At 54.9% G+C, this 24,838-nt stretch carries 25 protein-coding genes and 7 tRNA genes; 25 read left to right on the top strand and 7 right to left on the bottom strand.

Annotation, left to right across the window (positions count from 1 at the left end; translation table 11 throughout):
- The first annotated feature begins 14 nt into the window (after positions 1-14).
- The 24 genes from odhB (at position 15) to pnuC (ending at position 16,568) form a co-directional block, all read left to right on the top strand.
- Positions 15-1,235 carry a 2-oxoglutarate dehydrogenase complex dihydrolipoyllysine-residue succinyltransferase gene (odhB, locus tag PGR23_RS09695; RefSeq protein WP_020079338.1) on the top strand — a complete coding sequence of 407 codons (1,221 nt, stop codon included), beginning with the start codon at positions 15-17 and terminating at the stop codon, positions 1,233-1,235.
- A gap of 145 nt (positions 1,236-1,380) precedes the next feature.
- The gene (sucC, locus tag PGR23_RS09690; RefSeq protein WP_015367670.1) at positions 1,381-2,547 is read left to right on the top strand and encodes an ADP-forming succinate--CoA ligase subunit beta; all 1,167 of its coding nucleotides are present in this window, start codon (positions 1,381-1,383) and stop codon (positions 2,545-2,547) included.
- A complete protein-coding gene (gene sucD, locus PGR23_RS09685; protein WP_015367669.1) occupies positions 2,547-3,416 on the top strand; it encodes a succinate--CoA ligase subunit alpha in 870 nt (289 codons plus the stop codon). Before sucC ends, sucD begins: the two co-directional genes overlap by 1 nt.
- 27 nt (positions 3,417-3,443) lie before the next feature.
- A complete protein-coding gene (locus PGR23_RS09680; RefSeq protein ID WP_072251433.1) occupies positions 3,444-3,605 on the top strand; it encodes a hypothetical protein in 162 nt (53 codons plus the stop codon).
- A gap of 603 nt (positions 3,606-4,208) precedes the next feature.
- Entirely contained in the window at positions 4,209-5,777 is a 1,569-nt protein-coding gene (gene cydA, locus PGR23_RS09675; protein WP_047049214.1) for a cytochrome ubiquinol oxidase subunit I, read from the top strand.
- A gap of 15 nt (positions 5,778-5,792) precedes the next feature.
- Positions 5,793-6,932: a cytochrome d ubiquinol oxidase subunit II gene (gene cydB / locus PGR23_RS09670; RefSeq protein WP_047049210.1), complete on the top strand. Its 1,140-nt coding sequence runs from the start codon at positions 5,793-5,795 to the stop codon at positions 6,930-6,932.
- Positions 6,933-6,947: 15 nt separating this feature from the next.
- Entirely contained in the window at positions 6,948-7,061 is a 114-nt protein-coding gene (cydX, locus tag PGR23_RS09665; protein WP_004100325.1) for a cytochrome bd-I oxidase subunit CydX, read from the top strand.
- Complete coding sequence (gene ybgE, locus PGR23_RS09660; protein WP_015367664.1) at positions 7,061-7,351, top strand: cyd operon protein YbgE; 291 nt, start codon at positions 7,061-7,063, stop codon at positions 7,349-7,351. The genes cydX and ybgE overlap by 1 nt, the downstream gene beginning before the upstream one ends.
- Positions 7,352-7,511: 160 nt before the next feature.
- On the top strand, positions 7,512-7,916 hold the full coding sequence (ybgC, locus tag PGR23_RS09655; protein WP_004859689.1) for a tol-pal system-associated acyl-CoA thioesterase: 405 nt from the start codon (positions 7,512-7,514) through the stop codon (positions 7,914-7,916).
- Positions 7,913-8,605 carry a Tol-Pal system protein TolQ gene (tolQ, locus tag PGR23_RS09650; RefSeq protein WP_015704769.1) on the top strand — a complete coding sequence of 231 codons (693 nt, stop codon included), beginning with the start codon at positions 7,913-7,915 and terminating at the stop codon, positions 8,603-8,605. Before ybgC ends, tolQ begins: the two co-directional genes overlap by 4 nt.
- Positions 8,606-8,608: 3 nt before the next feature.
- A complete protein-coding gene (gene tolR, locus PGR23_RS09645) occupies positions 8,609-9,037 on the top strand; it encodes a colicin uptake protein TolR (RefSeq protein WP_015367661.1) in 429 nt (142 codons plus the stop codon).
- A 90-nt stretch (positions 9,038-9,127) separates the two neighbouring features.
- Positions 9,128-10,450, top strand: coding sequence for a cell envelope integrity protein TolA (gene tolA, locus PGR23_RS09640; RefSeq protein WP_396279828.1), 1,323 nt, complete (start codon positions 9,128-9,130; stop codon positions 10,448-10,450).
- A 132-nt stretch (positions 10,451-10,582) separates the two neighbouring features.
- Positions 10,583-11,875, top strand: a complete 1,293-nt coding sequence (gene tolB / locus PGR23_RS09635; protein ID WP_015367659.1) for a Tol-Pal system beta propeller repeat protein TolB — start codon at positions 10,583-10,585, stop codon at positions 11,873-11,875.
- Positions 11,876-11,909: 34 nt separating this feature from the next.
- Positions 11,910-12,434: a peptidoglycan-associated lipoprotein Pal gene (gene pal / locus PGR23_RS09630; protein ID WP_002895068.1), complete on the top strand. Its 525-nt coding sequence runs from the start codon at positions 11,910-11,912 to the stop codon at positions 12,432-12,434.
- A 9-nt stretch (positions 12,435-12,443) separates the two neighbouring features.
- Positions 12,444-13,244, top strand: a complete 801-nt coding sequence (cpoB, locus tag PGR23_RS09625) for a cell division protein CpoB (protein WP_047049205.1) — start codon at positions 12,444-12,446, stop codon at positions 13,242-13,244.
- Positions 13,245-13,405: 161 nt separating this feature from the next.
- Positions 13,406-13,481: transfer RNA gene (locus tag PGR23_RS09620), tRNA-Lys, on the top strand.
- Between the two features lie 128 nt (positions 13,482-13,609).
- Positions 13,610-13,685, top strand: a tRNA-Val gene (locus tag PGR23_RS09615).
- A 2-nt stretch (positions 13,686-13,687) separates the two neighbouring features.
- Positions 13,688-13,763: transfer RNA gene (locus PGR23_RS09610), tRNA-Lys, on the top strand.
- Between the two features lie 150 nt (positions 13,764-13,913).
- Positions 13,914-13,989 (top strand) — tRNA-Val (locus tag PGR23_RS09605).
- A gap of 3 nt (positions 13,990-13,992) precedes the next feature.
- Positions 13,993-14,068, top strand: a tRNA-Lys gene (locus tag PGR23_RS09600).
- Positions 14,069-14,115: 47 nt separating this feature from the next.
- Positions 14,116-14,191: transfer RNA gene (locus PGR23_RS09595), tRNA-Lys, on the top strand.
- Positions 14,192-14,323: 132 nt separating this feature from the next.
- Positions 14,324-14,399, top strand: a tRNA-Lys gene (locus tag PGR23_RS09590).
- Positions 14,400-14,769: 370 nt separating this feature from the next.
- Positions 14,770-15,813: a quinolinate synthase NadA gene (gene nadA / locus PGR23_RS09585; RefSeq protein ID WP_047049507.1), complete on the top strand. Its 1,044-nt coding sequence runs from the start codon at positions 14,770-14,772 to the stop codon at positions 15,811-15,813.
- A gap of 35 nt (positions 15,814-15,848) precedes the next feature.
- Complete coding sequence (pnuC, locus tag PGR23_RS09580) at positions 15,849-16,568, top strand: nicotinamide riboside transporter PnuC (protein WP_015367656.1); 720 nt, start codon at positions 15,849-15,851, stop codon at positions 16,566-16,568.
- On the opposite strand, the gene zitB is transcribed toward pnuC, so the two are convergent.
- Complete coding sequence (zitB, locus tag PGR23_RS09575; protein ID WP_015367655.1) at positions 16,565-17,503, bottom strand: CDF family zinc transporter ZitB; 939 nt, start codon at positions 17,501-17,503, stop codon at positions 16,565-16,567. The genes pnuC and zitB overlap by 4 nt on opposite strands.
- Positions 17,504-17,618: 115 nt before the next feature.
- A complete protein-coding gene (locus PGR23_RS09570; RefSeq protein ID WP_047049202.1) occupies positions 17,619-17,990 on the bottom strand; it encodes a YbgS-like family protein in 372 nt (123 codons plus the stop codon).
- 315 nt (positions 17,991-18,305) lie between these two features.
- Here PGR23_RS09570 and aroG point away from each other — a divergent pair, with 315 nt between their 5' ends.
- A complete protein-coding gene (gene aroG, locus PGR23_RS09565; RefSeq protein ID WP_015367653.1) occupies positions 18,306-19,358 on the top strand; it encodes a 3-deoxy-7-phosphoheptulonate synthase AroG in 1,053 nt (350 codons plus the stop codon).
- A gap of 110 nt (positions 19,359-19,468) precedes the next feature.
- Here the strand turns inward: aroG and gpmA are convergent, their stop codons facing one another.
- The 5 genes from gpmA to galE all read right to left on the bottom strand — a co-directional run bounded on the left by gpmA (position 19,469) and on the right by galE (position 24,738).
- Positions 19,469-20,221 carry a 2,3-diphosphoglycerate-dependent phosphoglycerate mutase gene (gene gpmA / locus PGR23_RS09560; protein WP_015367652.1) on the bottom strand — a complete coding sequence of 251 codons (753 nt, stop codon included), beginning with the start codon at positions 20,219-20,221 and terminating at the stop codon, positions 19,469-19,471.
- Between the two features lie 234 nt (positions 20,222-20,455).
- Positions 20,456-21,499, bottom strand: a complete 1,044-nt coding sequence (gene galM / locus PGR23_RS09555; RefSeq protein WP_045395086.1) for a galactose-1-epimerase — start codon at positions 21,497-21,499, stop codon at positions 20,456-20,458.
- Positions 21,493-22,641: a galactokinase gene (galK, locus tag PGR23_RS09550; RefSeq protein ID WP_045395085.1), complete on the bottom strand. Its 1,149-nt coding sequence runs from the start codon at positions 22,639-22,641 to the stop codon at positions 21,493-21,495. The genes galM and galK overlap by 7 nt, the downstream gene beginning before the upstream one ends.
- Positions 22,638-23,690, bottom strand: coding sequence for a galactose-1-phosphate uridylyltransferase (gene galT, locus PGR23_RS09545; RefSeq protein ID WP_047049199.1), 1,053 nt, complete (start codon positions 23,688-23,690; stop codon positions 22,638-22,640). Before galT ends, galK begins: the two co-directional genes overlap by 4 nt.
- 31 nt (positions 23,691-23,721) lie before the next feature.
- The gene (galE, locus tag PGR23_RS09540) at positions 23,722-24,738 is read right to left on the bottom strand and encodes a UDP-glucose 4-epimerase GalE (RefSeq protein WP_045364697.1); all 1,017 of its coding nucleotides are present in this window, start codon (positions 24,736-24,738) and stop codon (positions 23,722-23,724) included.
- Positions 24,739-24,838 lie beyond the last annotated feature (100 nt).

Here is a 24,838-nt window from a genome sequence, read left to right as displayed (position 1 = left end):
TTAAAGGATACACAATGAGTAGCGTAGATATTCTGGTTCCCGACCTTCCTGAGTCCGTAGCTGACGCAACCGTCGCCACCTGGCACAAAAAACCGGGCGACGCGGTAGTCCGCGACGAAGTTCTGGTCGAAATCGAAACTGACAAAGTGGTACTGGAAGTACCGGCATCAGCGGACGGCATTCTGGATGCAGTACTGGAAGACGAAGGCGCCACCGTGCTGTCTCGTCAGATTCTGGGCCGCCTGCGTGAAGGCAACAGCGCCGGTAAAGCCGCTGATGCGAAAGCTGATACTAAAGAGTCCACCCCGGCTCAGCGTCAGCAAGCGTCTCTGGAAGAGCAAAGCAACGACGCGCTTAGCCCGGCTATCCGTCGTCTGCTGGCTGAACACAGCCTCGACGCGGCGGCGATTAAAGGCACCGGCGTTGGCGGCCGTCTGACCCGCGAAGACGTTGAGAAGCATCTGGCGAGCGCGCCGGCGAAAGCTGAAGCGAAAGCGCCAGCCGCTGCTGCGGCGCCGGTTGCGCAACTGGGCCACCGCTCTGAAAAACGCGTACCGATGACCCGTCTGCGCAAACGCGTTGCCGAGCGTCTGCTGGAAGCGAAAAACTCTACCGCCATGCTGACGACGTTCAACGAAGTCAACATGAAGCCGATTATGGATCTGCGTAAGCAGTACGGCGAAGCGTTCGAAAAACGTCACGGTATCCGTCTGGGCTTCATGTCCTTCTACGTGAAAGCGGTGGTTGAAGCGCTGAAACGCTACCCGGAAGTGAACGCTTCCATCGATGGCGATGACGTGGTTTATCACAACTACTTCGACGTGAGCATGGCAGTTTCTACGCCGCGCGGCCTGGTGACTCCGGTTCTGCGTGACGTTGACCTGCTGGGCATGGCGGATATCGAAAAGAATATTAAAGAGCTGGCAGTGAAAGGCCGTGACGGCAAGCTGACCGTAGATGACCTGACCGGCGGTAACTTCACCATTACCAACGGCGGCGTATTCGGTTCTCTGATGTCCACGCCGATCATCAACCCACCGCAGAGCGCCATCCTGGGTATGCATGCCATTAAAGACCGTCCGATGGCGGTGAATGGCAAGGTAGAAATTCTGCCGATGATGTACCTGGCGCTCTCCTACGACCACCGTCTGATCGATGGACGTGAATCGGTAGGCTTCCTGGTAGCGATTAAAGAGCTGCTGGAAGATCCGACTCGTCTGCTGCTGGACGTGTAGTCAGTAAGAGTATTACCTACCGTAGGCCGGATAAGGCGTTCGCGCCGCCATCCGGCGTTGATGAGATGCCTGATGGCGACGCTTGCGCGTCTTATCAGGCCTACAGGTTTAAAGATAATTATTACCTGAAGGATGGACTGAACACATGAACTTACATGAATATCAGGCAAAACAACTTTTTGCCCGCTATGGCTTACCGGCGCCGGTGGGTTATGCCTGTACTACTCCGCGTGAAGCAGAAGAAGCCGCTTCAAAAATCGGCGCGGGTCCGTGGGTAGTGAAATGTCAGGTTCACGCTGGTGGCCGCGGTAAAGCGGGCGGTGTGAAAGTAGTTAAGAGCAAAGAAGAGATTCGCGCTTTTGCTGAGCATTGGCTGGGCAAACGCCTGGTGACTTACCAAACAGATGCTAACGGCCAGCCGGTAAACCAGATTCTGGTTGAAGCGGCGACCGACATTGATAAAGAGCTGTATCTGGGCGCGGTTGTTGACCGTAGCTCCCGTCGCGTGGTGTTCATGGCGTCTACCGAAGGCGGCGTGGAAATCGAAAAAGTGGCGGAAGAAACCCCGCACCTGATCCACAAGATCGCTATCGATCCGCTGGCGGGCCCGATGCCTTACCAGGGTCGTGAACTGGCGTTCAAACTGGGTCTGGAAGGCAAACAGGTTCAGCAGTTCACCAAGATCTTCATGGGTCTGGCGACCATCTTCCTGGAGCGCGATCTGGCGCTGATCGAAATCAACCCGCTGGTTATCACCAAGCAGGGCGACCTGATCTGCCTCGACGGCAAACTGGGCGCTGACGGCAACGCGCTGTTCCGCCAGCCGGATCTGCGTGAAATGCGCGACCAGTCTCAGGAAGATCCGCGCGAAGCTCAGGCGGCGCAGTGGGAACTGAACTACGTTGCTCTCGACGGCAACATCGGTTGCATGGTTAACGGCGCAGGCCTGGCGATGGGCACCATGGACATCGTTAAGCTGCACGGCGGCGAACCGGCTAACTTCCTCGACGTTGGCGGCGGCGCCACCAAAGAGCGCGTAACCGAAGCGTTCAAAATCATCCTCTCTGACGACAACGTTAAAGCGGTTCTGGTTAACATCTTCGGCGGTATCGTTCGTTGCGACCTGATCGCTGACGGCATCATCGGCGCGGTTGAAGAAGTGGGTGTTAACGTACCGGTTGTTGTACGTCTGGAAGGTAACAACGCCGAACTGGGCGCGAAAAAACTGGCTGACAGCGGCCTGAATATTATTGCAGCGAAAAGTCTGACGGACGCAGCACAGCAGGTTGTTGCCGCAGTGGAGGGGAAATAATGTCAGTTTTAATTAATAAAGACACCAAGGTTATCTGCCAGGGCTTTACCGGTAGCCAGGGTACATTCCACTCTGAACAAGCGATCGCTTACGGCACTCAGATGGTTGGCGGCGTAACGCCAGGTAAAGGCGGCACCACTCACCTGGGCCTGCCGGTATTTAACACCGTGCGTGAAGCCGTGGAAGCCACCGGCGCCACCGCGACCGTCATCTACGTTCCGGCACCGTTCTGCAAAGACTCCATTCTGGAAGCTATCGACGCGGGCATTAAGCTGATTATCACTATCACTGAAGGTATCCCGACCCTGGATATGCTGACCGTGAAAGTGAAGCTGGACGAAGCTGGCGTTCGCATGATCGGCCCGAACTGCCCGGGCGTTATCACTCCGGGCGAATGCAAAATCGGCATCATGCCGGGTCACATCCACAAGCCGGGTAAAGTGGGCATCGTTTCCCGTTCCGGTACCCTGACCTATGAAGCGGTTAAGCAGACCACCGACTATGGCTTTGGCCAGTCTACCTGCGTCGGTATCGGCGGCGACCCGATCCCGGGCTCCAACTTCATCGATATCCTGAAAATGTTCCAGGAAGACCCGCAGACCGAAGCGATCGTCATGATCGGTGAAATCGGCGGCAGCGCGGAAGAAGAAGCGGCAGCTTACATTAAAGAGCACGTGACTAAGCCGGTTGTCGGCTACATCGCGGGCGTTACCGCGCCGAAAGGCAAGCGTATGGGCCACGCAGGCGCCATCATCGCTGGCGGTAAAGGTACTGCTGATGAGAAATTTGCTGCGCTGGAAGCGGCCGGTGTGAAAACCGTTCGCAGCCTGGCGGATATCGGCGAAGCGCTGAAAGCTATCATCAAGTAAACCCTCACTGCTCTCAGGAGCAGACTAATGTCCGATTTCGACATGGTTGGCCACCGTCAGGTGGCCTTTTTTTTGCCTTGTCGTCTGCCGCAGGCGCTCTCTTACGTTAAAAAACGCTATTCTATTGATTTGATGAATATTATTGGGAATAATCACTCGCCGCTTGTCCGGGGGAGGGGAGGTGGTTAATTTTATGTGAAAATAAACAGGAAAACGCAGACGTTATTTTTTTGCATTTCGATTGGGAAAAATAGTGTGACCGGTCTAACATTATTAGGATCGCATCATTTCTTGCCTTAAATTGGTTAAAGTTAAAATTATATTACCTATAATTCTCATTTCCCCCTTTTTAGTAACCGCTAGCGGCAGACTTTAAACACATTTTTAACATCAATTTCACCGTTATTCTTTATTGCGCCACATAATTAACATAAGAAGAAAAAATTGATTTATATCAATGCTTAATCCTTGGAAAAAATCACCAAAAAACGTTAAATTGTCGCAAATCAAATTGGCCTATTCCGGGCATTTTCGCTATATATTGATCACCGTCGAAAAATGTAAAGCTGGAACAATAAAATCCTATTTATTGTAAGGTTATTGCGGCGTAATATATTAGAGAATCATTTGGTTTTTTCGTTAACGTATTTGTAACCTTTGCGAGGGCACTGTTTCATCGCCAGATGAGCAGTAACGTACCAGGGAGCAAATAATTTTGTATTGGGGCATGCGTATGAACCTGAATTATTGGGTTCGTTCTCGGAGTCTTCATGCGATGAGCAAGGAGTCATGATGTTAGATATAGTCGAACTGTCGCGCTTACAGTTTGCCTTGACCGCGATGTACCACTTCCTTTTTGTGCCGCTAACGCTCGGTATGGCGTTCCTGCTGGCCATCATGGAAACGGTCTACGTCCTTTCCGGCAAACAGATTTATAAAGATATGACCAAGTTCTGGGGCAAGTTGTTTGGTATCAACTTCGCTCTGGGTGTCGCAACCGGTTTGACCATGGAGTTCCAGTTCGGGACTAACTGGTCTTACTACTCTCACTATGTGGGCGATATCTTCGGTGCGCCGCTGGCCATTGAAGGTCTGATGGCCTTCTTCCTCGAATCTACCTTTGTAGGTCTGTTCTTCTTCGGTTGGGATCGTCTGGGCAAAGTTCAGCACATGGCGGTGACCTGGCTGGTCGCTCTGGGGTCTAACCTCTCCGCGCTGTGGATCCTGGTGGCCAACGGCTGGATGCAGAACCCGATCGCATCGGATTTCAACTTTGAAACCATGCGTATGGAGATGGTCAGCTTCTCCGAGCTGGTCCTGAACCCGGTTGCTCAGGTTAAATTCGTCCACACCGTGGCTTCCGGCTATGTGACTGGCGCGATGTTCATCCTTGCCATCAGTTCCTGGTACATGCTTAAAGGCCGTGATTTCGCCTTTGCTAAACGCTCCTTCGCGATTGCTGCAAGCTTTGGTATGGCCGCTATCCTCTCCGTTATCGTCCTCGGCGATGAGTCCGGTTACGAAATGGGTGACGTGCAGAAAACCAAACTGGCGGCGATTGAAGCGGAATGGGAAACTCAGCCGGCGCCGGCTGCCTTTACCCTGTTTGGTATTCCCGACCAGGAAGCGCAAACCAACCACTTCTCCATCCAGATCCCATACGCGCTGGGTATCATCGCTACCCGCTCGGTGGATAAGCCGGTTATCGGCCTGAAAGATCTGATGGCGCAGCATGAAGAGCGTATTCGTAACGGGATGAAAGCCTATGCGCTGCTGGAACAGCTGCGCGCCGGTTCGACTGACCAGGCGGTTCGCGATCAGTTCAATAACGTTAAGAAAGACCTCGGTTATGGTCTGCTGCTCAAGCGCTATACCCCGAACGTCGCTGACGCCACGGAAGAGCAGATCGCCAAAGCGACCAAAGACTCTATTCCGAGCGTAGCGCCGCTGTACTTCGCCTTCCGTATCATGGTGGCGTGCGGCGTACTGATGCTGTTGATTATCGGCGCCTCTTTCTGGACCGTGATTCGCAACCGTATTGGCGAGAAAAAATGGCTGCTGCGCGCCGCGTTCTTCGGCCTGCCGCTGCCGTGGATTGCCGTTGAAGCGGGCTGGTTTGTTGCCGAGTATGGCCGTCAGCCGTGGGCGATTGGTGAAGTGCTGCCAACCGCGGTGGCGAACTCGTCGCTGACCGCGGGCGATCTGATCTTCTCGATGTTGCTGATCTGCGGTCTGTATACGCTGTTCCTGGTGGCTGAACTGTTCCTCATGTTCAAGTTTGCCCGCAAAGGACCGAGCAGCCTGAAAACGGGTCGCTATCACTTTGAACAGTCCTCCGCGGCTATTCAGTCGGCACGCTAAGACAGGAGTCGTCAAATGATCGATTATGAAGTATTGCGTTTAATCTGGTGGCTACTGATCGGCGTTCTGCTGATTGGCTTCGCCGTCGCCGACGGTTTCGACATGGGGGTGGGCATGCTCACCCGTTTCCTCGGTCGTAATGACACCGAGCGTCGAATCATGATCAACTCCATCGCCCCGCACTGGGACGGAAACCAGGTGTGGCTCATCACCGCCGGCGGCGCGCTGTTTGCTGCCTGGCCGATGGTGTACGCCGCCGCGTTCTCCGGCTTCTATGTGGCGATGATTCTGGTGCTGGCATCTTTATTCTTCCGTCCGGTGGGCTTTGACTACCGTTCTAAGATTGAAGATACCCGCTGGCGTAACATGTGGGACTGGGGCATCTTCGTGGGGAGCTTTGTGCCGCCGCTGGTAATCGGCGTGGCTTTCGGCAACCTGCTGCAGGGTGTACCGTTCCATATCGATGAGTATCTGCGTCTGTACTACACCGGCAACTTCTTCCAGCTACTGAACCCGTTTGGTCTGCTGGCCGGTATCGTCAGTGTGGCGATGATCCTGACGCAGGGCGCGACCTACCTGCAGATGCGTACCGTAGGCGAACTGCACCTGCGCACCCGCACCGTCTCCACGGTGGCGGCGCTGGTGACGTTGGTCTGCTTCGCGCTGGCGGGCGTTTGGGTCTACTACGGCATCGACGGCTACGTGGTGAAATCGGTGCTGGATCATACCGGCCCGTCTAACCCGCTGACCAAAGAAGTGGCGCGTGAAGCCGGCGCGTGGATGGTGAACTTTAACAACATGCCAGCGCTGTGGGCCATTCCTGCCCTGGGCGTGGTGCTGCCGCTGCTGACCGTCGCGTCAACAAAAGCAGATAAAGGCGCCATGGCGTTCCTGTTCTCCTCGCTGACGCTGGCCTGCATCATCCTGACCGCGGGTATCGCGATGTTCCCGTTCATCATGCCGTCCAGCACGATGCTGAATGCGAGCCTGACGATGTGGGATGCAACCTCCAGCCAGCTGACGCTGAATGTGATGACCTACGTGGCTATCGTGTTTGTGCCGATTATCCTCGGCTACACCACCTGGTGTTACTGGAAGATGTTTGGCCGCATTACCCGCGAAGACATCGAAAAGAACACCCACTCGCTGTACTAAGGTAAGGAGCTATATATGTGGTACTTCGCATGGATTTTGGGAACGCTGCTTGCCTGTGCCTTTGGGGTGATTACCGCGCTGGCGCTTGAGCACGTGGAAGCAACCAAAGCAGGTAAAGAAGAGCATTGATGAAAATTATCGCGACCCTTTACGCGATGATGGACAAGCGCCCGTTAAGGGCGCTTTCCTTATTAATGGCGCTGCTGCTGGCAGGCTGCATCTTCTGGGATCCGTCGCGCTTTGCGGCGAAGACCAGTGGGCTTGAAATCTGGCATGGTTTCTTGCTGATGTGGGCGGTGTGCGCCGGCGTCATTCACGGGGTGGGCTTTCGTCCGAAGGCCGTGCACTGGCAGGGGATTTTTTGTCCGCTTATCGCTGATATCGTTCTCTTTGCAGGCCTGATCTTTTTCTTCTTTTGAAAGATAAGAGTATAAGAGAAGTCTGTTAACCGCATGGGCTTGCATAAGCCCATAAAAATTTACTCGCCGTTTACTTTCTCCCATTCCAAACCACGATTCCCGCGCGTATAGTAGCGAAGTTTGAAAGCACTACTCTTTTTTTGCATTACCGGGATGTAAAGTGAATACAACGCTGTTTCGATGGCCGGTCCGGGTCTACTACGAAGATACCGATGCCGGTGGTGTGGTTTACCACGCCAGTTACGTCGCTTTTTATGAAAGAGCACGCACAGAGATGCTGCGCCACCATCACTTCAGTCAGCAGGTTCTGTTGGCTGAACGAGTTGCCTTTGTCGTTCGCAAAATGACGCTGGAGTATTTTGCGCCCGCCAGACTCGACGACATGCTCGAAATCCAGACGGAAATTACCTCGATGCGAGGCACCTCTTTGGTTTTCACGCAGCGAATCGTCAACGCCGAGAATACAGTTTTGAACGAAGCTGAAGTTCTCATTGTGTGCGTTGATCCACTCTTAATGAAGCCTCGTGCGCTTCCCAAGTCTATTGTCGCGGAGTTTAAGCAGTGACTGACATGAATATCCTTGATTTGTTCCTGAAGGCGAGCCTTCTGGTTAAACTTATCATGTTGATTTTGATTGGTTTTTCTATCGCTTCCTGGGCTATTATTATTCAGAGAACGCGTATCCTCAATTCCGCCAGCCGCGAAGCCGAAGCGTTTGAAGATAAGTTCTGGTCCGGCATTGAACTGTCTCGCCTGTACCAGGAGAGCCAGGGCCGTCGCGATAGCCTCGCCGGTTCCGAGCAGATTTTTTACAGCGGCTTTAAAGAGTTCGCGCGTCTGCATCGCGCCAACAGCCATGCGCCGGAAGCGATTGTCGAAGGGGCATCGCGCGCGATGCGTATCTCGATGAACCGCGAACTGGAAACGCTGGAAACGCATATTCCGTTCCTTGGCACCGTGGGTTCCATCAGTCCGTATATTGGCCTGTTCGGTACCGTCTGGGGGATCATGCACGCCTTTATCGCCCTCGGCGCGGTGAAGCAGGCGACGCTGCAGATGGTTGCGCCGGGGATCGCGGAAGCGCTGATCGCCACGGCAATCGGTCTTTTCGCCGCCATCCCGGCGGTTATGGCCTACAACCGTTTGAACCAGCGCGTGAACAAACTTGAACTGAACTACGACAACTTTATGGAAGAGTTCACCGCCATTCTGCACCGTCAGGCGTTTACCAGCAGCGAAAGCAATAAGGGGTAAGCCATGGCCAGAGCACGTGGACGCGGACGTCGCGAACTGAAGTCCGAGATTAACATCGTTCCGCTGCTGGATGTCCTGTTGGTGCTGTTGCTGATCTTCATGGCGACAGCGCCGATCATTACGCAGAGCGTGGAAGTCGATCTGCCGGACGCCACGGAGTCGCAAGCGGTGAAAAGCAACGATGAACCACCGGTTATCGTTGAAGTCTCCGGAGTAGGGCAGTACAGCGTGAAAGTCGGTCAGGAAACGTTGTCCCAACTGCCGCCGGAGCAGGTCATTGCTGAAGCGAAGCGCCGACTCGAAGCGAATGAGAAGACGGTGTTCCTTATCGGCGGCGCGAAAGATGTGCCTTACGATGAAATTATTAAAGCGCTTAACCTGTTGCATAGCGCAGGGGTTAAATCGGTTGGCTTAATGACCAAGCCTATTTAATCGGCCCGCGAAGCGAGCGGCGGTGGATATCGATAGCATTCCGCCGCTGCTTTTAAGCGGCAACAGGCGAACAGTTTTTGGGAACCGATAGTGTCAAAGGCAACCGAACAAAACGATAAGCTTAAACGAGCGATCATAGTTTCAGTGGTGCTGCACATCATTCTGATTGCGCTACTGATCTGGAGTTCGTTCGATGAGCATCTGGATGCTTCTGCCGGCGGCGGCGGAGGTTCGTCCATTGATGCGGTGATGGTCGATCCTGGCGCGGTAGTCAACAACTACAACCGCCAGCAACAGCAGCAGTCCAGCGCGCGTCGCGCGGCCGAGCAGCGAGAAAAGCAGGCTCAGCAGCAGGCTGAAGAGCTGCGGGAAAAACAGGCCGCCGAGCAGGAACGCCTGAAGCAAATGGAACAAGAACGTCTGCAGGCGCAGGAAGCGGCGAAAGAAGCGAAAGAACAGCAGAAACAGGCTGAAGAGGCTGCAGCTAAGGCTGCCGCCGCGGCAAAAGCGAAAGCGGATGCCCAGGCGAAAGAGGCGCAGGAAGCTGCCGCCAAAGCCGCCGCCGATGCCAAAGCGAAGGCCGATGCTCAGGCGAAAGTCGCGGAAGCGGCTGCCGCTAAGGCGGCTGCTAAAGCGGCTGCCGACGCCAAGAAGCAGGCGGAAGCCGAAGCGGCGAAAGCCGCCGCGGATGCGCAGAAGAAAGCCGAAGCGGAAGCGGCGAAAAAAGCTCAGCAGGATGCAGAGAAGAAAGCGCAGCAGCAGGCCGAGAAGAAAGCTCAGCAGGAAGCGGCGAAACAGGCTGCGGCAGAAAAGGCCGCCGCTGAAAAAGCCGCTGCCCAGAAAGCTGCCGCGGAAAAAGCTGCAGCCGAGAAGGCCGCTGCTGAAAAAGCCGCAGCTGCCGAAAAAGCCGCTGCCGCCAAAGCAGCCGCCGCAGAAAAAGCGGCGGCTGATAAAGCGGCCAAAGCCGCAGCCGCGAAGGCCGCCGCGGCCAAGAAAGCTGCTGCTGCTAAAGAAGCAAGCGGGGTTGACGATCTGCTCGGCGATCTGAGTTCAGGTAAGAATGCGCCGAAAGGTAACACCAGCGGTAGCGCTGGGGGCTCTTCTCCTGCTAAAGGAAGTAAGCAGGGGCAGGGTGGAGCATCTCAGGCTGAGATTAACAACTATAGTCAACTGGTTCAGAATGCCATTAGAGGCCATCTCTATGACTGGGATACCTATAAGGGCAAAACCTGTACTTTGCGTGTGAACCTGGCTCAGGATGGAACATTGTTGAGTGTGAAATCTGAAGGCGGCGATCCGGCGTTCTGTCAGCAAATGCTGGCGGCGACAAACCGGATGACGAAGTTCCCTAAACCGCCGTCACAGGCTATTTATGAAACATTCAAAAATGCGCCACTGGACTTTAAACCATAAGTAGAAAATTCCCCGTGCAAGCGGGGAAAAACAATCTATGGTAGTCACAGGGTTTTGGTAGTTTTGTGTATTTGGGTTTGTTAACATTCTGCTAAATTATCGTGGGCTTTCCGCCCGGATAAGGGAGATATGATGAAGCAGGCATTACGAGTAGCATTTGGTTTTTTGATGCTGTGGGCGGCGGTGCTGCACGCAGAAGTACGCATCGAGATCACCCAAGGGGTGGACTCGGCGCGCCCCATCGGCGTGGTGCCATTCCAGTGGGCTGGCCCGGGCGCTGCGCCTGAAGATATTGGCGGCGTGGTAGCGGCTGACCTGCGCAATAGCGGCAAGTTTAATCCGCTGGATCGCTCGCGCCTGCCTCAGCAGCCGGGTAGCGCTCAGGAAGTGCAGCCTGCGGCATGGTCCGCGCTGGGCGTTGACGCCGTGGTCGTAGGCCAGGTGACGCCAAACCCTGACGGTTCTTACCAGGTTGCCTATCAGCTGGTGGATACCGGCGGTGCGCCGGGTACCATCCTGTCGCAAGGCTCTTTCAAAGTGACCAAGCAGTACCTGCGTTATGCCGGACATACCGCCAGCGACGCGGTATTCGAAAAGCTGACCGGGATTAAAGGCGCTTTCCGTACCCGTATCGCTTACGTGGTTCGCACCAACGGCGGCCAGTTCCCGTATGAGCTGCGCGTCTCTGACTACGATGGCTACAACCAGTTCCTGGTTCACCGTTCATCGCAGCCGCTGATGTCGCCGGCATGGTCTCCGGACGGTTCTAAACTGGCCTATGTGACCTTCGAAAGCGGCCGTTCCGCGCTGGTAGTCCAGACGCTGGCGAATGGCGCAGTCCGTCAGATTGCCTCCTTCCCGCAGCACAACGGCGCGCCGGCCTTCTCGCCGGATGGCAGCAAACTGGCATTCGCACTGTCGAAAACCGGTAGCCTGAACCTGTACGTGATGGACCTCGGATCCGGCCAGATTCGTCAGGTGACTAACGGTCGCAGCAATAACACCGAACCGAGCTGGTTCCCGGATAGCCAGAACCTGGCGTTTACTTCCGACCAGGCTGGCCGTCCTCAGGTGTATAAAGTCAACATCAACGGCGGTACGCCGCAGCGTATTACCTGGGAAGGTTCGCAGAACCAGGATGCTGACGTCAGCGCTGATGGTAAAATTATGGTAATGGTAAGCTCGGCCAACGGTCAGCAACACATTGCTAAGCAAGATCTGGAAGCGGGTGGTGTACAGGTTCTGTCATCAACGTTTTTAGATGAAACGCCAAGTCTGGCACCTAACGGCACTATGGTAATCTACAGCTCTTCTCAGGGGATGGGATCCGTGCTGAATCTGGTTTCTACAGATGGGCGTTTCAAAGCGCGTCTTCCGGCAACTGATGGACAGGTAAAATTCCCTGCCTGGTCGCCGTATCTGTGATAATAAATAATTGATTATTAAAGGAATCAAAGAAATGCAACTGAACAAAGTGCTGAAAGGGCTGATGATCGCTCTGCCGGTTATGGCAATCGCGGCGTGTTCTTCCAACAAGAACGCCAGCAACGACCAGAGCGGTGAAGGCATGCTGGGTGCCGGCACTGGTATGGACGCTAACGGTAACGGCGGCAACATGTCTTCCGAAGAGCAAGCGCGTCTGCAGATGCAGCAGCTGCAGCAGAACAACATCGTTTACTTCGATCTGGACAAGTACGATATCCGTTCTGACTTCGCTGCAATGCTGGATGCGCACGCTAACTTCCTGCGTAGCAACCCGTCCTACAAAGTGACCGTAGAAGGTCACGCGGATGAGCGCGGTACTCCGGAATACAACATCGCTCTGGGTGAGCGTCGTGCTAACGCCGTTAAGATGTATCTGCAGGGCAAAGGTGTTTCTGCTGACCAGATTTCCATCGTTTCTTACGGTAAAGAAAAACCTGCAGTACTGGGTCATGACGAAGCGGCATATGCCAAAAACCGTCGCGCCGTACTGGTTTACTAAGAGAATTGCATGAGCAGTAACTTCAGACATCATTTATTGAGTCTGTCGTTACTGGTTGGCATAGCGGCCCCCTGGGCCGCTTTTGCTCAGGCGCCAATCAGTAGTGTCGGCTCAGGCTCGGTCGAAGACCGCGTCACTCAACTTGAGCGTATTTCCAATGCTCACAGCCAGCTTTTAACCCAACTCCAGCAACAGCTCTCCGATAACCAAAGCGATATTGATTCCCTGCGCGGTCAGATTCAGGAAAATCAGTATCAGCTCAATCAGATTGTCGAACGCCAGAAGCAGATTCTGCAACAGATCGACGGACTGACGAGCGGTGGCGGAGCAGCGGCAGCAGGCGCGCAGGCGCAGGCTCAGTCATCTTCCGGCGATCAGAGTTCGGCTACCGCCAGTACAGCGCCAGCGGCCTCTGGGGCGCCAGCGATGACCGGGGATGCCAACACCGATTACAACGCGGCTATTGCGCTGGTAAAAGATTCGTCCCGCCAGGATGACGCGATGGTCGCGTTTCAGAACTTCGTCAAGAAGTACCCGGATTCAACTTATCAACCGAACGCCAACTACTGGCTCGGACAGTTGAACTACAATAAGGGGAAAAAAGACGATGCGGCATACTATTTTGCCTCGGTGGTGAAAAACTATCCGAAATCCCCGAAAGCGCCGGATGCGATGTTTAAAGTCGGCGTCATCATGCAGGACAAAGGCGACACCGCGAAAGCGAAAGCGGTTTACCAGCAGGTGGTCAGCAAATTCCCTGGCACCGATGGTGCGAAACAAGCGCAAAAACGTCTTAACGCCCTGGGTTGATTATGGCATGACCAGAAATCGCGTTATTTCTGGTCTTGTCGCGCGAATCCCAAGCAGTTAAGTGATCTTTATCGAAATTTTAGTTGCGCTGAAATCTGAAATCAGTAATATATGCCGCCGTTGCCAAGGGATATCGAACAAGCCCAAAGCGACGCCAGAGTGGGTCGTTAGCTCAGTTGGTAGAGCAGTTGACTTTTAATCAATTGGTCGCAGGTTCGAATCCTGCACGACCCACCAATCGTTCTGGTGGAACGCGATAGTAAAACGTGAAGGATAACGTTGCGTCAGCAACGGCCCGTAGGGCGAGGCAAAGCCGAGTCATCCTGCACGACCCACCACTTAGTAGAAGTATCCAGCGCAGTATCGGGTGATTAGCTCAGCTGGGAGAGCACCTCCCTTACAAGGAGGGGGTCGGCGGTTCGATCCCGTCATCACCCACCACCGGGTCGTTAGCTCAGTTGGTAGAGCAGTTGACTTTTAATCAATTGGTCGCAGGTTCGAATCCTGCACGACCCACCATCTTTAGCATCGAACTTCGATGTTAAACGTGAAGGATAACGTTGCTTCAGCAACGGCCCGTAGGGCGAGCGAAGCGAGTCATCCTGCACGACCCACCATCTTAATGATGGGGTCGGTGGAAGCAGTATCGGTAGTATCCAGCGCAGTTTCGGGTGATTAGCTCAGCTGGGAGAGCACCTCCCTTACAAGGAGGGGGTCGGCGGTTCGATCCCGTCATCACCCACCACTCGGGTCGTTAGCTCAGTTGGTAGAGCAGTTGACTTTTAATCAATTGGTCGCAGGTTCGAATCCTGCACGACCCACCATCTAAAATGATGGTGCCGAGTACAAAATCTTTCAGGTAACACCCTTAGGGTCGTTAGCTCAGTTGGTAGAGCAGTTGACTTTTAATCAATTGGTCGCAGGTTCGAATCCTGCACGACCCACCAATCTTTAACGGTGGTTTCTGGTAGAACGTGAAGGATAACGTTGCGATAGCAACGGCCCGTAGGGCGAGGCAAAGCCGAGTCATCCTGCACGACCCACCATCCTGAATGATTACAGCAGTAAAATCCCGCAAGGGGTCGTTAGCTCAGTTGGTAGAGCAGTTGACTTTTAATCAATTGGTCGCAGGTTCGAATCCTGCACGACCCACCATTCAACATTGAACTTTGATGTTGAACGTGAAGGATAACGTTGCGTCAGCAACGGCCCGTAGGGCGAGGCGAAGCCGAGTCATCCTGCACGACCCACCAATGTAAAAAGGCGCCCTAAAGGCGCCTTTTTGCTATGCGTCATTCTCCACAATCAACTCCATGTTCGCACCACGCTTACCGTGGCTAAATAAGGCACGAACCGGTAGCCCGGGAAGATGCGCAGCATCGTCCCCGGGGAATACAAAATTCATCACGACATTTCGCTTGCGATCGGCTATCTTGTTTAGCATATAAAACATAGTAACCGTATTATGGCGATACATAGCGATATTTACGGTTTCAAAGTTAAGCCAGTAAAACGAGATTGCATGATGAGCGTAATGTTTGATCCTGAAACGGCGATTTATCCTTTCCCGCCAAAACCACAACCGTTGAACCGTGACGAAAAAGCGTTTTACCGCGAGAAAATTAAACGCCTGCTGCGTGAGCGCGACGCCGTGATGGTGGCGCATTACTACACCGATCCCGAAATTCAGCAACTGGCCGAAGAGACCGGCGGCTGTATTGCCGACTCGCTGGAAATGGCGCGTTTTGGCGCGCGTCACCCGGCCTCCACGCTGCTGGTTGCCGGAGTGCGTTTTATGGGCGAAACGGCCAAAATTCTTAGTCCGGAAAAGACCATCCTTATGCCGACGCTGAATGCGGAGTGCTCGCTGGATCTCGGCTGTCCCATTGATGACTTTAATGCGTTTTGCGATGCTCACCCGGATCGCACCGTGGTGGTCTATGCCAATACGTCGGCGGCGGTAAAAGCGCGCGCCGACTGGGTGGTGACCTCCAGCATCGCGGTGGAATTGATTGAACATCTCGATAGCCTCGGACAAAAGATACTTTGGGCGCCGGACCGCCATCTTGGTCGCTATGTACAGCGCCAGACCGGGGCCGACGTGTTGTGCTGGCAGGGCGCCTGCATCGTCCATGATGAATTCAAAACCCAGGCGCTGGCGCGCATGAAGGGGCTCTACCCCGATGCGGCGATCCTGGTGCATCCGGAATCACCGCAGGCGATTGTCGACATGGCGGATGCGGTAGGATCAACCAGCCAATTAATTGCCGCGGCGAAAAGCCTGCCGCAGCGCCAGCTTATCGTGGCTACCGATCGCGGGATCTTCTATAAAATGCAGCAGGCGGTACCGGAAAAAGAGCTGCTGGAAGCGCCTACGGCAGGTGAGGGCGCAACCTGTCGCAGCTGCGCCCATTGTCCATGGATGGCGATGAACGGCCTGAAAGCGATAGCGCAAGGGTTAGAGCAGGGCGGCATTGAACACGAAATTCACGTCGACGCCAAACTGCGTGCCGGGGCATTAATTCCGCTTAACCGTATGCTGGAATTTGCGGCTACACTACGGGGATAACTCATTACCGCGTCGCGTTACGCTTAGGGGATAAAATGGATTTTTTCAGTACGCAGAATATTTTAGTGCATATACCGATCGGCGCCGGCGGCTACGATCTGTCGTGGATTGAGGCGGTGGGGACCATCGCCGGCCTGCTGTGCATCTGGCTGGCGAGCCTGGAAAAAATCAGCAACTATGCCTTCGGCCTGGTGAACGTAACGCTTTTTGCGATCATCTTCTTCCAGATCCAGCTGTACGCCAGCCTGCTGCTGCAGCTGTTTTTCTTCGCGGCGAACGTTTACGGCTGGTACGCGTGGTCAAGGCAGACCAGCGATAACGAAGCGGAACTGAAAATTCGCTGGCTGCCGCTGCCAAAAGCGCTGGCCTGGCTGGCAGGCTGCGTAGTGGCTATCGGCCTGATGACGGTGTTTATTAACCCGGTATTTGCCTTCCTGACCCGCATCGCCGTCAACCTGATGCAAATGCTCGGGCTACAGGTGGCGATGCCGACGCTGGAACCCGATGCTTTCCCATTCTGGGATTCCTGCATGATGGTGCTGTCGATTGCTGCGATGGTGTTGATGACGCGTAAATACGTGGAGAACTGGCTGCTGTGGGTGATCATCAACGTCATCAGCGTGGTGATTTTCGCTCTGCAGGGCGTGTACGCGATGTCGCTGGAGTATTTGCTGCTCACGTTCATTGCCCTGAACGGCAGCCGGATGTGGATTAACAGCGCGCGTGAGCGAGGTTCTCACGCGCTTTCACGTTAATGGTGATGATGATGCTCATGTCCGGAATGCGCCAGATTCAGGTGGCATTCCGGGCCGCTGCAGGGGCGATACTCCATCTGTACCGTCACATGCTCAATTTCATATTTATGCTCAATAAAATGCTGGATGCTATCAAGTAGCGCATCATGATCGTGTGGCGGCACGACCTGTACATGTAGCGTCATCACCGGTTTTTCCCCTACCAGCCAGACGTGAACGTGGTGAACGTCGCGGACTTCAGGTATCGAGCGGCGTAGATCGCGGCCTAATGCTTCGACATCCAGCGAGCGCGGCGCCCCTTCCAGCAGCTCATTCATACTCTCCTGCAGCAGCCGCCAGGCGCTACGCAGCACTAAACACGACACCAGCACCGAGAGGATCGGGTCAATCGGCGTCCAGCCGGTCATCAGAATCACGATAGCGGCCACGATGGCGCCGACGGAACCCAACAAATCGCCCAGTACATGTAGCGCCGCCGCGCGAACGTTAAGATTACTTTCGGCGCTGCCGCGGTGCAGGATCCAGAAGGCGAGAATATTGGCCAACAGTCCGGCGACGGCGATAACCATCATGGTTTTTCCCGCGACAGGCTGCGGATGGTTAAAACGCTGTACCGCTTCCCAGAAGATGAAAATGGTAATGACTACCAGGGCGATGGCGTTGACGAAGGCGGCGAGAGTGGTTAAACGCAGCCAGCCAAAGGTGTGGCGGCTATTTGGCGGCCGGCTGGCGAAGCGTACCGCCAGCAGAGCGAACAGGAGGGCGGCGGAGTCGGTGAGCATATGTCCGGCATCGGCCAGCAGGGCCAGCGAACCGGAAATGACGCCGCCGATGGCCTCAATAATCATAAAACCGGCGGTTACGATAAAAGCCCAAAGCAGCCGGTTGGCGTTACTGTTTTCGCCAGCAGGGGTCGGTGAATGTGCATGCGCCATGATGTCATCCTTTAATAGTTATCATTATTACACTATGACATCTTACCGAAATTCAGCGAACAAAGGGATCGAGGTGAACGTTGGTCACCTCGATCCCTTTTCTTACCCGTTTCAATTACTGCGTAGTGCCATCCGTTTTGCTGGCATCGTGGTTCATACCATTGCCGCTTTCCATTTTTTTATCCGTATCCGGACAGCGTCCATCTTTGCACATGCTGTTTTTATGGACCTCGTCGCTCGACATTCCGTCATGATTCATCGTCGAACCATCAGGGTGAAGCATGGTGCCACCGGAGTTAATTTTGTCGTTATCGACATTATTAGGCGCCACGTTTTCACGGGCATCGGGCGCAACCTGTCCGGCATCAGCGGCGGAATTGGCCTGGCCGTTGTTCGATTGCGCGCCGCTATCGGCGGCCAGTGCGGCGCCGCTGGCTAAGCTTAAGGTGGCGGTGATAAGTAGGGCTGTGAGTTTATTCATATTCATCGGATACTCCTGCTTAGTCGATTTGTTGGCTAAACGCGGCCAACAGAGATGTGCCAGGGATCTGCGGTGCTATGGTTTAACACTCCGCCTTAGCGTGAGGATTTAAAATATAATACTGAAAATAAACATTTAATTGGATGTTGCAGTTAAAAATTGTAGTTGGCTGGCGGGATTTCGCTACTTTATGGCGTATTTTTCCCTAATTCCAGGATTATTCCATCGTCAGTGTAAAATCACGTTTACACTTTTTGACCGAAGAGATAGATTGGAAGGATTGCATTTCATTGTATAAGTATGGCAACGCCTGGAAAGAAGATGAATTATCAGAACGACGATTTACGCATTAAAGAGATCAACGAATTATTACCTCCCGTTGCGCTCCTGGAAAAATTCCCCGCTACCGAAAATGCTGCCAATACCGTTGCACATGCTCGCAAAGCGATCCACAACATCCTCAAAGGCAACGACGATCGTCTGCTGGTGGTAATTGGTCCGTGCTCTATTCACGACCCTGCCGCGGCGAAAGAGTACGCCAGCCGCCTGCTGACGCTGCGTGAAGCGCTCAAAGGCGAGTTGGAAATCGTTATGCGCGTCTATTTTGAAAAACCGCGCACCACCGTCGGTTGGAAGGGGCTAATTAACGATCCGCATATGGATAACAGCTTCCGCATCAACGACGGGCTGCGTATCGCGCGTAAGCTGCTGCTGGAAATCAACGACAGCGGTTTGCCTGCGGCGGGCGAGTTCCTTGATATGATCACCCCGCAATATGTGGCGGACCTGATGAGCTGGGGCGCAATCGGCGCGCGTACCACTGAATCCCAGGTGCACCGTGAACTCTCTTCCGGCCTCTCGTGCCCGGTTGGCTTCAAAAATGGCACCGATGGCACCATCAAGGTCGCTATCGATGCGATCAACGCAGCTGGCGCGCCGCACTGTTTCTTATCGGTAACGAAGTGGGGCCATTCCGCTATTGTGAACACCAGCGGCAACAGCGATTGCCATATCATTCTGCGCGGCGGTAAAGAGCCGAACTATAGCGCTCAGCACGTTGCCGAAGTGAAAGTGGGTCTGGCAAAAGCCGGTCTGCCGGCGCAAATCATGATCGACTTCAGCCACGCTAACTCCAGCAAGCAGTTTAAAAAGCAGATGGAAGTCGGCGCCGACGTGTGCCAGCAGATTGCCGGCGGTGAAAACGCGATTATGGGCGTGATGATTGAAAGCCACCTGGTGGAAGGCAATCAGAGCCTGGAAAGCGGCGAACCGCTGACCTACGGCAAGAGCGTGACCGACGCCTGCATCGGCTGGGAAGATACCGAGACCATCCTGCGCCAGCTGGCGGATGCGGTTAAAGCGCGCCGCGGCTAGCCTGTGCTTTACCATCGCTGGCTGCCTTCGCGTTGCGCCAGCGATAGCTAAAAATAAAAAAGCGTGGAAAATTCCACGCTTTTTTGTTGCCGAAATAATTCAGTTGCGTATTACTTCGCTTTACCCTGGTTGGCGACGGCCGCGGCCTTCGCAGCGATTTCGTCAGCATTGCCCAGGTAGTAGTGTTTGATCGGCTTGAAGTTTTCATCGAACTCATACACCAGCGGTACGCCGGTCGGGATGTTCAGTTCGAGGATTTCGTCTTCGCCCATGTTGTCGAGGTATTTCACCAGCGCACGCAGGGAGTTACCGTGAGCGGCGATAATGACGCGCTCGCCGCTTTTCAGGCGCGGCAGAATAGTTTCGTTCCAGTAAGGTACGACGCGGTCGATGGTCAGCGCCAGGCTCTCGGTGGTCGGCAGTTCCGCATCGGTCAGCTTCGCGTAACGCGGATCGTGGCCCGGATAACGTTCGTCATCTTTGGTCAGTTCCGGCGGGGTGACGGCAAAGCCGCGACGCCACTGTTTAACCTGCTCGTCGCCATACTTCTCAGCGGTCTCCGCTTTGTTCAGGCCCTGCAGCGCGCCGTAATGACGTTCGTTCAGTTTCCAGGATTTCTCAACCGGCAGCCAGGCCTGATCCAGTTCGTCCAGCACGTTCCACAGGGTGTGGATGGCACGTTTCAGCACGGAGGTATAAGCAAAATCAAAGCTGAAGCCTTCTTCCTTCAGCAGTTTACCCGCCGCTTTCGCTTCGCTAACGCCTTTTTCAGACAGGTCAACGTCGTACCAACCGGTGAAACGGTTTTCGTTGTTCCATTGGCTCTCGCCGTGACGGACTAGTACCAGCTTAGTTACAGCCATTCTCTTACTCCTCCTACACGCAACCCGACTACTGTGGTGTATGTGTTTATTGATTGATAACTATTCTCATTATATTGCCGTGATTTACCTCACGGCAATGCTTATCCCTAACCATAGCGAAAATAGTGACGCAGTGTAAGATGCTTGTAAAACACAGGTTAGCTTTTTGTCTTTTAGCGGTGCAAATTACAGCAAAAAGGCGAAAAAAAACCCTCCGCAGGGAGGGTTATGGCGTTATCTGGCGATCAACTGATATTCCGTCAGGCTAACGTACTCGGCGCCGGGTCGTAATACGCAATCTGGCTGCGGCCAATGCGGATGATTGGGGGAGTCCGGCAGGAACTCGCTCTCCAGCGCCAGCCCTTGCCAGTCGCCGTAAGGTTGACTGCCGCGCGATGGCGTGCCGCCGAGATAGTTACCGGAATAAAACTGCAGCGCCGGGGCCGAGGTATACACCGTCAGCTGTAGCTTTTCATCCTGCGACCAGACATGCGCCGCCGGCTGGCGGGCGTCGCCTTTGGCCTGCAGCAGAAAGGCGTGATCGTAACCTTTCACTTTTTGCTGGTCAGCATCGGCAAGAAACTCTCCGGCAAGCACTTTTGGCGCGCGGAAATCAAAACTGGTGTACTCCACGTCGCGCAAATCGCCATACGGAATACCGTCGCTCTCTACCGGCAGATACCGATCGGCGAAGATCTGCAGGCGGTGGTGGCGCACATCGCCCTGCACGCCGTCGAGATTAAAATAGACATGGTTAGTCATATTGACCGGGCAGGGCTTATCAACGGTGGCGCGGTACTCAATGGCGATACGATTATCGTCAGTCAGGCGATAGCGCGCGGTTGCCTGCAGATGGCCCGGGAAGCCCTGATCGCCATCGGCGGAGTCGAGCGCAAATAGCGCCTGGCTGTCGTCGTGGCTGACAATTTGCCAGCGGCGCTTGTCGAAGCCGTCCGGCCCGCCGTGGAGCTGGTGGCCGGCCTCGTTCGACGGGGTTAAATTCACGATTTCGCCATCGAGCGTGAAGCGGCTGTTGGCGATACGGTTAGCGTAGCGGCCGACGGACGCGCCCAGAAATGCCGCCTGCTGGCGATATTGCTGCGGCGTGGCGCAGCCAAGTAACGCTTCGCGCAGGCTGCCATCGGCAAGGGGCACTTGCGCGGAGAGTAGCGTCGCGCCCCAGTCCATCACCGTTACGGTCATCCCGGCGTTATTACGCAGCGTTATCACGTTCCACGGCTGTCCGTCGGGCGCGAGTTCGCGGGTTGGCGTTAGCATTGGCCGGCTCCCTGGGATGGTTTGCAGACGTAAAAAGTCTCTTTAATGCCGGTTTTCGCTTCATACTGAGCGGCTACCGCCTGCTGTACTTTTTCAACCAATGCTTCCGGCATCAGGGCAACGATACAGCCGCCAAAGCCGCCGCCGGTCATCCGCACGCCGCCCTTGTCGCCGATAACCTCTTTGACAATCTCAACCAGCGTATCAATTTGCGGTACGGTGATTTCAAAATCATCGCGCATGGAAGCGTGAGACTCCGCCATCAGTTCGCCCATACGCTGCAGGTCGCCGTTTGCCAGCGCCTTCGCCGCTTCAACGGTACGAGCGTTTTCGGTTAATACATGACGCACGCGTTTCGCCACAATCGGGTCCAGCTCGTGGGCCACGGCATTAAACTGCGCAAGCTCAACGTCACGTAGAGCGGGCTGCTGGAAGAAACGCGCGCCGGTTTCACACTGTTCGCGGCGGGTGTTGTATTCGCTGCCGACCAGCGTGCGTTTAAAGTTGCTGTTGATAATCACCACCGCGACGCCTTTCGGCATCGACACCGCTTTGGTGCCAAGGGTACGGCAGTCGATCAGCAGCGCATGATCTTTTTTACCCAGCGCCGAAATAAGCTGGTCCATAATGCCGCAATTACAGCCGACGAACTGGTTTTCCGCTTCCTGGCCGTTAAGGGCGATTTGCGCGCCGTCGAGCGGCAGATGATACAGCTGCTGGAACACGGTGCCGACGGCGACTTCCAGCGACGCCGAGGAGCTTAACCCCGCGCCCTGCGGTACGTTGCCGCTGATGACCAGATCGGCGCCGCCGAAGTGGCTATTGCGCTTTTGCAGATGTTTGACCACGCCGCGGACGTAGTTTGACCACTGTTGGGTGTCGTGGCTAACGATGGGCGCATCGAGGGAAAACTCGTCGCGCTGGTTGTCATAATCGGCGGCAATGACCCGCACGATACGGTCGGAACGCGGCGCGCAGCTGACTACGGTTTGATAGTCAATGGCGCACGGCAGCACGAAACCATCGTTGTAATCGGTATGTTCGCCAATCAGGTTGACGCGGCCCGGCGCCTGAATGACGTGACTGGCAGGGTAGCCAAACTGTTCAGCAAACAGCGCCTGGGTGTTCTCTTTCAGACTCATTGTTCAACTCCTGATTCACGAAAATGGATATCGCTAACGGCACGTAACTTTTCGGCGGCTTGTTCCGCCGTGAGATCGCGCTGGGTTTCGGCTAGCATTTCGTAACCGACCATAAATTTGCGCACCGTGGCGGAGCGCAACAGCGGCGGGTAAAAGTGAGCGTGCAGCTGCCAGTGTTGATTATCTTCGTTATTAAACGGCGCGCCGTGCCAGCCCATGGAGTAGGGGAAGGAGGTCTGGAACAGGTTGTCGTAACGGCTGGTCAGCTTTTTCAGCGCCAGCGCCAGGTCGTGGCGCTGGGCTGCGGTTAAATCGGTCAGGCGCTGAATATGCGCTTTTGGTAGCAGCAGCGTCTCAAAGGGCCAGGCTGCCCAATAGGGGACCACGGCCAGCCAGTGTTCGGTTTCTACAACGGTACGGCTGCCGTCGGCCAGTTCGCGTTGCACATAATCCACCAGCATCGGTGAACCCTGCTCAGCGAAATATTTTTTTTGCAGACGGTCTTCACGTTCCGCTTCATTAGGCAGGAAGCTGTTGGCCCAAACCTGGCCGTGAGGGTGCGGGTTGGAGCAGCCCATCGCCGCCCCTTTATTTTCGAAGACCTGGACCCAGGGATAACTTTTCCCAAGGTCCGCGGTCTGCTCTTGCCACGTTTTAACCACGCCTTCCAGTGCTTCAATGCTCAGTTCCGGCAGCGTTTTGCTGTGGTCTGGCGAGAAGCAGATAACCCGACTGGTGCCGCGCGCGCTTTGGCAGCGCATCAGCGGATCGTCGCTCTCCGGGGCGTCCGGCGTATCGGTCATCAATGCCGCAAAATCGTTGGTAAACACGTAAGTGCCGGTGTAATTCGGGTTAGTGTCGCCGGTGACGCGGGTATTACCCGGGCACAAGAAACAATCCGCATCGTGCGCGGGCAACGTTTGTTTTGCCGGCGTCTCCTGCGCCCCTTGCCAGGGGCGCTTGGCACGATGCGGTGAAACCAGAATCCACTGCCCGGTTAACGGGTTATAACGACGGTGCGGATGGTCGACGGGGTTAAATTGCGTCATGGTATTTCCTTAGAGCCTTTCCTTTAGGCGATTAGTCCGGATAACCCTGCGGATGACGGGACTGCCAGTGCCAGGTGTCCTGCGCCATTTCGTCAAGGTTGCGCGTCACGCGCCAGTTCAGCTCGCGGTCGGCTTTGGCGGCATCAGCCCAGTAGGCTGGGAGATCGCCATCGCGGCGCGGCGCGAAGTGATAATTAATCGGTTTACCGCAGGCTTTGCTGAAGGCGTTGACCACGTCCAGCACGCTGCTGCCGACGCCTGCGCCAAGGTTGTAGATATGCACGCCGGCTTTATTCGCCAGTTTTTCCATGGCGGCGACGTGGCCGTCGGCGAGGTCCATCACGTGGATGTAGTCGCGCACGCCGGTGCCGTCTTCGGTCGGGTAGTCGTTACCGAAAATCGCCAGTGATTCGCGACGGCCAACGGCAACCTGCGCGATATACGGCATCAGGTTGTTCGGGATACCCTGCGGATCTTCGCCCATATCGCCTGATGGATGCGCGCCGACCGGGTTGAAGTAGCGCAGCAGCGCGATGCTCCAGTCCGGTTGGGCTTTCTGCAGGTCGGCGAGGATCTGCTCAACCATCAGTTTGCTTTTACCGTAGGGGCTTTGCGGGGTACCGGTCGGGAAACTTTCAACATAAGGGATCTTTGGCTGGTCGCCGTAGACGGTCGCGGAGGAGCTAAAAATAAAGTTTTTAACGCCAGCCGCGCGCATAGCGGAAACTAATTTCAGTGTACCGGTGACGTTATTGTCGTAATATTCCAGCGGCTTGGCGACGGACTCGCCGACGGCTTTCAGGCCGGCAAAATGGATCACCGCTTCAATGGCGTGATCGTGCAGAATTTCCGTCATCAGCGCTTCATTACGAATATCGCCTTCGACAAAGGTGGCTTTCTTGCCGCCGAGACGTTCAATGACCGGCAATACGCTGCGTTTACTGTTGCAGAGATTGTCGAGAATAATCACATCATGTCCCTGCAGCAGCAGCTGTACGCAAGTATGACTTCCAATGTAACCGCTACCACCTGTGACCAGTACTTTCATGATTCGCTCCAATAGGCTTATCGTGTGAGAAGAAGATAGCATACCAAAGAAGGCAAAAGTGTGACACAGGCTAAAATAGTGGAATCGTTTACACTTGGTG

The organism is Klebsiella sp. 141162 (genome assembly GCF_050600755.1).
GTDB classification, from domain to species: Bacteria; Pseudomonadota; Gammaproteobacteria; order Enterobacterales; family Enterobacteriaceae; genus Klebsiella; species Klebsiella aerogenes.
Note: the sequence above shows the minus strand (reverse complement) of the source record. Positions and strands in the feature narration are given on the sequence as shown.

Bases quoted from the DNA above. Each gene is read 5' to 3' on its own strand.
- odhB (WP_020079338.1), top strand. From the start codon at position 15: ATGAGTAGCGTAGATATTCTGGTTCCCGACCTTCCTGAGTCCGTAGCT.
- sucC (WP_015367670.1), top strand. From the start codon at position 1,381: ATGAACTTACATGAATATCAGGCAAAACAACTTTTTGCCCGCTATGGC.
- sucD (WP_015367669.1), top strand. From the start codon at position 2,547: ATGTCAGTTTTAATTAATAAAGACACCAAGGTTATCTGCCAGGGCTTT.
- PGR23_RS09680 (WP_072251433.1), top strand. From the start codon at position 3,444: ATGTCCGATTTCGACATGGTTGGCCACCGTCAGGTGGCCTTTTTTTTG.
- cydA (WP_047049214.1), top strand. From the start codon at position 4,209: ATGTTAGATATAGTCGAACTGTCGCGCTTACAGTTTGCCTTGACCGCG.
- cydB (WP_047049210.1), top strand. From the start codon at position 5,793: ATGATCGATTATGAAGTATTGCGTTTAATCTGGTGGCTACTGATCGGC.
- cydX (WP_004100325.1), top strand. From the start codon at position 6,948: ATGTGGTACTTCGCATGGATTTTGGGAACGCTGCTTGCCTGTGCCTTT.
- ybgE (WP_015367664.1), top strand. From the start codon at position 7,061: ATGAAAATTATCGCGACCCTTTACGCGATGATGGACAAGCGCCCGTTA.
- tolR (WP_015367661.1), top strand. From the start codon at position 8,609: ATGGCCAGAGCACGTGGACGCGGACGTCGCGAACTGAAGTCCGAGATT.
- tolB (WP_015367659.1), top strand. From the start codon at position 10,583: ATGAAGCAGGCATTACGAGTAGCATTTGGTTTTTTGATGCTGTGGGCG.
- pal (WP_002895068.1), top strand. From the start codon at position 11,910: ATGCAACTGAACAAAGTGCTGAAAGGGCTGATGATCGCTCTGCCGGTT.
- cpoB (WP_047049205.1), top strand. From the start codon at position 12,444: ATGAGCAGTAACTTCAGACATCATTTATTGAGTCTGTCGTTACTGGTT.
- nadA (WP_047049507.1), top strand. From the start codon at position 14,770: ATGAGCGTAATGTTTGATCCTGAAACGGCGATTTATCCTTTCCCGCCA.
- pnuC (WP_015367656.1), top strand. From the start codon at position 15,849: ATGGATTTTTTCAGTACGCAGAATATTTTAGTGCATATACCGATCGGC.
- zitB (WP_015367655.1), bottom strand. From the start codon at position 17,503: ATGGCGCATGCACATTCACCGACCCCTGCTGGCGAAAACAGTAACGCC.
- PGR23_RS09570 (WP_047049202.1), bottom strand. From the start codon at position 17,990: ATGAATATGAATAAACTCACAGCCCTACTTATCACCGCCACCTTAAGC.
- aroG (WP_015367653.1), top strand. From the start codon at position 18,306: ATGAATTATCAGAACGACGATTTACGCATTAAAGAGATCAACGAATTA.
- gpmA (WP_015367652.1), bottom strand. From the start codon at position 20,221: ATGGCTGTAACTAAGCTGGTACTAGTCCGTCACGGCGAGAGCCAATGG.
- galM (WP_045395086.1), bottom strand. From the start codon at position 21,499: ATGCTAACGCCAACCCGCGAACTCGCGCCCGACGGACAGCCGTGGAAC.
- galK (WP_045395085.1), bottom strand. From the start codon at position 22,641: ATGAGTCTGAAAGAGAACACCCAGGCGCTGTTTGCTGAACAGTTTGGC.
- galT (WP_047049199.1), bottom strand. From the start codon at position 23,690: ATGACGCAATTTAACCCCGTCGACCATCCGCACCGTCGTTATAACCCG.
- galE (WP_045364697.1), bottom strand. From the start codon at position 24,738: ATGAAAGTACTGGTCACAGGTGGTAGCGGTTACATTGGAAGTCATACT.